At 40.8% G+C, this 4,394-nt stretch carries 5 protein-coding genes and 4 tRNA genes; all 9 read left to right on the top strand.

Annotation, left to right across the window (positions count from 1 at the left end; genetic code table 11):
* The first annotated feature begins 134 nt into the window (after positions 1-134).
* Positions 135-461 carry an H-NS histone family protein gene (locus GBN19_RS14805; RefSeq protein WP_151711025.1) on the top strand — a complete coding sequence of 109 codons (327 nt, stop codon included), beginning with the start codon at positions 135-137 and terminating at the stop codon, positions 459-461.
* A 141-nt stretch (positions 462-602) separates the two neighbouring features.
* On the top strand, positions 603-1,229 hold the full coding sequence (locus GBN19_RS14800) for an FHA domain-containing protein (protein WP_151711024.1): 627 nt from the start codon (positions 603-605) through the stop codon (positions 1,227-1,229).
* A 55-nt stretch (positions 1,230-1,284) separates the two neighbouring features.
* A complete protein-coding gene (locus GBN19_RS14795) occupies positions 1,285-1,956 on the top strand; it encodes a phosphoglycolate phosphatase (protein WP_151778646.1) in 672 nt (223 codons plus the stop codon).
* Between the two features lie 125 nt (positions 1,957-2,081).
* Positions 2,082-3,575: an anthranilate synthase component I gene (gene trpE, locus GBN19_RS14790; protein ID WP_151778645.1), complete on the top strand. Its 1,494-nt coding sequence runs from the start codon at positions 2,082-2,084 to the stop codon at positions 3,573-3,575.
* A gap of 98 nt (positions 3,576-3,673) precedes the next feature.
* A tRNA-Thr gene (locus tag GBN19_RS14785) sits at positions 3,674-3,749 on the top strand.
* Positions 3,750-3,801: 52 nt separating this feature from the next.
* Positions 3,802-3,885: transfer RNA gene (locus GBN19_RS14780), tRNA-Tyr, on the top strand.
* A gap of 38 nt (positions 3,886-3,923) precedes the next feature.
* Positions 3,924-3,999: transfer RNA gene (locus GBN19_RS14775), tRNA-Gly, on the top strand.
* A gap of 12 nt (positions 4,000-4,011) precedes the next feature.
* Positions 4,012-4,086: transfer RNA gene (locus tag GBN19_RS14770), tRNA-Thr, on the top strand.
* Positions 4,087-4,255: 169 nt separating this feature from the next.
* On the top strand, positions 4,256-4,394 hold a 139-nt coding region (locus GBN19_RS14765), incomplete at its 3' end, for a GTP-binding protein (RefSeq protein ID WP_227545342.1).

Raw genomic sequence — 4,394 nt, 5'->3', positions numbered from 1 at the left:
AAATAGACGGTATTACTGTAAAAACACGTTATTTATTTCAGTTATCACTATACTTAATAATCAAAAGTAGATTAATATATTTCGCACATAGAAGTTTATATTTTAAATATGCTTCAAGTTAAATTGGGAGAAAAATCGTGCAAGACATTAGCGCATTATCTGTTGAAGAGTTAAAACGCTTACAACGTGAAGCAGAAGTTTTAATTGCTTCTAAAAAAGAACAAGCAATTCAAGATGCTTATAATCAAGTAATCGAAATCGCTGCAGGTTTAGATTTAACAATTGAACAGCTTCTTGAATATGGTGCTCAAAAACGTAAAAGCCCAACACGCAAAACTGTTGAACCGCGTTATCGTAATAAAAATAACCCAGAAGAAACTTGGACAGGTCGTGGTAAACAACCTCGCTGGTTAGTGACTGAGTTGGAAAAAGGTGCGAGCCTAGAAGATTTTCTTATCTAATTTAGGTTAAGAAACATAAAAAAGCTGAATGAATAAATTCAGCTTTTTTTATGGCTGAAAATTCACGTCACATAAATTGTGCAACAAGCAGATCGAATTAAACATGTTATTCTATGCCAAACCAAAAAATGAGAAATCAATATGAGTTGGACGTTACAAGCGATTTCTGATGAATTACAAGGTCAGGAAGTTGAAGTTAAACACGATGTATTAATTGGTCGTCATCAGGACTGTGATGTGGTATTGCAATCATCAGCAATTTCTCGTCGTCATGCGGCACTTGCTGTACGTGATGATCAATTGTGGTTAAGTGATTTAAATTCATCTAATGGCACATTTGTGAATGATTTAAAAATTGTGCAAGAAACTTTGTTGGCTGCAGGTGATATTGTGCAGTTTGCAAATTTGAAATTTGCATTATTGGCAGAAAATACAGATTTAGTTATTGATGAAAACTTAGAATTACCAGAAGCACCAAATGAAGCTCAGAAAATGAGTGAGCAAGGTATGCCAAGTTTGACTGAACGTGCAGTTGAAACACCTGTCAGTCGCGAAGGAATGCCTCAGCATGTTGCTGTACCAAAACCTGCCCCGATTCCTGAGGGAGTCGATATTCATGTCAAGGCTGAACCTGAAGTTGTTCCTGTCGAGGAACCTGTTTCACGTGTTGAACAACAAGTTGAACAGCAAAAAAATGCATCTGTTGGTCTAATTACGATTATCGTGGTGATTATTTTGGCAGTTTTGGCATTTGTATTTTTTAAATAAAGTATAAAAGGGCTGAATTGCAGCGCAAAGTCAGTCCTTTAAAAGGGAGAAATGTATGTCATCAGTGAGTCGCTTACCACAACGTGATGTCATTTTATTTGATCTAGATGGGACACTGATTGATACCGCCGCAGATATGTTTCGCGCGATGAATATCACTTTGCAGCAACTTGGCTATCCTTTAGTGACTGAGCAGCAAATTCGAGAATGGGTTGGACAGGGAACTTCTAAACTCTGTGATCGCGTCTTAATGCATTTACAAGGTGAAATAGATCCAGCACAGCATCAATGCTTACTCGAAAAATACTTGGAAGTGTATGAAATTGAACTGTGTGTCGAAAGCCAGTTATTTGCAGGTGTCCTGCCTTTTTTAGAGTATTGCCAATCACAGCAGCTCCATATGGCGTGTGTGACCAATAAGCCTGAGCATTTGGCAAAAATCCTCTTGGAAAAACTTGATGTCAATAACTTCTTTGGCTTGGTGGTTGGGGGAGATACGCTTGAGAAACGTAAGCCTGATCCAATGCCTTTATTACATGCGATGGACTTCTTTCAAACTCAGCCTGAAAAAACCCTGATGATTGGGGATTCAAGTAATGATGTGGAAGCGGCTCGTCGTGCGGGTGTGGACTGTGTGGTGATGAGTTATGGCTATAATCATGGTGAGGACATTTCTGCTTGCCAACCGCAGCAAGTGATTGATACTCTCGAAGCCTTAATCGTTTAATGTTTGTTTAATAAGTACAGGAATTTTGGAATGAATATGATCACATTTTTTCGATGGCGTCGCTCATAAACGCTTTTCCGAGTTTTGACTGATCAACCCGATTTAAAAAGATAAAGGCATTCCAAATGATGACTCCTGAATTATTTCAACAACTGCAACAACAAGGTTTTAACACCATTCCTGTTTATCGCCGCCGTTTGGCAGATACCGATACACCATTATCGGTATTTGCTCGCCTGAAACAGCATAGCCAAGCTTATTTATTTGAGTCGGTTGAAGGTGGTGAAAACTGGGCGCGTTATTCCATTATTGGTTTGGGTGAATCAACCATCTTTTCTTGTAATGCGGGACAGCTAACGATTCAGCAAGCAGATGGGCAGATTACCCAACAGCAATGCAGCGATCCATTTCAATATATCCGTGATTTTCAGGCACAGTTTAAAGTGCCAACTCAGCAAGAGATTCCAGAACTGCCGAGCTTTACAGGTGGTTTGGTTGGTTATTTTGGTTACGATGCTGTTCGTTATATTGAGCCACGCTTGAAAAATGTGCCTGCGGAAGATCCAGTCGGTTTACCAGACATCTGGATGATGCTTTCCAAGACAGTCATCGTGTTTGATAACTTAAAAGACACTTTATTTATTATTGTGCATGCCGACACACAGGATGCCGATGCTTACCAAAAAGCGCAGCAACAACTCGATAGCATCGAAAAGCAACTCAATACACCAATTAGTTTAGAAGCCAAGCTGCATACAGCTCCTCATTTTGAGTCGCTTACGGGTAAAGAAAAATTCTTAGAATCGATTGAGACAGTTAAAGAGTATATTCGCGCAGGCGATGTGATGCAGGTTGTACCAGGTCATCGCATGGTGTCGGACTTCGATGGTGAACCCTTACAGGTTTATCGTGCCTTACGTCATCTCAATCCATCACCTTATCTATTTTTGGTGCAAGGGCATACTTTAACGGATCAAAAACCATTTCATATCGTGGGTTCATCTCCTGAAATTCTTTCTCGTTTAGAAAATGGCATTGCTACGGTGCGTCCACTCGCAGGTACACGACCACGTGGTAAAACCAAAGAAGAAGATTTGGCTTTAGAAAAAGATCTTCTTTCAGATGAAAAAGAAATTGCTGAACATTTAATGCTGATTGATTTGGGGCGTAACGATGTGGGTCGTGTCTCTAAAATTGGTAAAGTGCAAGTGACTGATCAAATGGTGATCGAACGTTACTCACATGTCATGCATATTGTTTCCAATGTGCAAGGTGAAGTCCGTGATGATGTCGATGCTTTGGATGTTTTTAAGGCAACATTCCCCGCAGGCACACTTTCTGGTGCTCCAAAAATTCGTGCGATGGAAATTATTGATGAAGTTGAGCCTGTAAAACGTGGAATTTTCGGCGGTGCTGTTGGATATTTAGGCTGGCATGGTGAAATGGATATGTCGATTGCAATCCGAACCTGCGTTATTCGTGAAAATAAGGTGTATGTGCAGGCTGGAGCGGGGCTTGTTGCGGACTCAAATCCTGAATCTGAATGGAATGAAACCCAAATAAAAGCTCGCGCAGTGATCAAAGCGGTTGAATTATCATCAAATGGATTGATTTTATGAGTTTTTCGCGATTTTTTTAAAAAAATCGCTTGCATCATTTCTGTGTTTTGCTAAACTGCACACCGTTCCGATACGAAACATCGAAACGCTAAGAAAGAGCCGGCATAGCTCAGTTGGTAGAGCAACTGACTTGTAATCAGTAGGTCCACAGTTCGAATCCGTGTGCCGGCACCATTTTAAAGTGTGATGTAAGTTGAAAGAATGACACTGAAATAAGTGTGATAATGGTGAGATTCCCGAGCGGTCAAAGGGGGCGGACTGTAACTCCGCTACGAAAGTTTCGAAGGTTCGAATCCTTCTCTCACCACCATATTTTAACTTCGAATGAAGTGGTATACATACCAACATGCGGGAGTAGCTCAGTTGGTAGAGCGGCAGCCTTCCAAGCTGCATGTCGCGAGTTCGACCCTCGTCTCCCGCTCCATCGAAGATTATCGCTCTTATAGCTCAGTGGTAGAGCACTCCCTTGGTAAGGGAGAGGTCTCGAGTTCAAATCTCGATAAGAGCTCCAGATTACAGTTTAGTAGAATTATCTACAAATTTTTAAAGAAGCAGGCTTATTAGTCTGCTTTTAAAGTATTGGGCGTCTGTTTTTTTTAAGACCATATGTCGATGTGCTGAGTTGCTTTAAATGCTTAGTCCCCTGTAGCTTGGTTTCGACGTAAACGAGGAAGAACATCATGGCTAAAGCCAAGTTTGAACGTAATAAGCCACACGTAAACGTGGGCACAATCGGTCACGTTGACCATGGTAAAACAACTCTTACTGCTGCGATCGCAACAATCTGTGCGAAAACTTACGGCGGTGAAGCGAAAGATT

Origin of the sequence: Acinetobacter brisouii, assembly GCF_008993995.1 — a bacterium.
GTDB classification, from domain to species: domain Bacteria; phylum Pseudomonadota; class Gammaproteobacteria; order Pseudomonadales; family Moraxellaceae; genus Acinetobacter; species Acinetobacter brisouii_A.
Note: the sequence above shows the minus strand (reverse complement) of the source record. Positions and strands in the feature narration are given on the sequence as shown.

Bases quoted from the DNA above. Each gene is read 5' to 3' on its own strand.
- GBN19_RS14800 (WP_151711024.1), top strand. From the start codon at position 603: ATGAGTTGGACGTTACAAGCGATTTCTGATGAATTACAAGGTCAGGAA.
- GBN19_RS14795 (WP_151778646.1), top strand. From the start codon at position 1,285: ATGTCATCAGTGAGTCGCTTACCACAACGTGATGTCATTTTATTTGAT.
- trpE (WP_151778645.1), top strand. From the start codon at position 2,082: ATGATGACTCCTGAATTATTTCAACAACTGCAACAACAAGGTTTTAAC.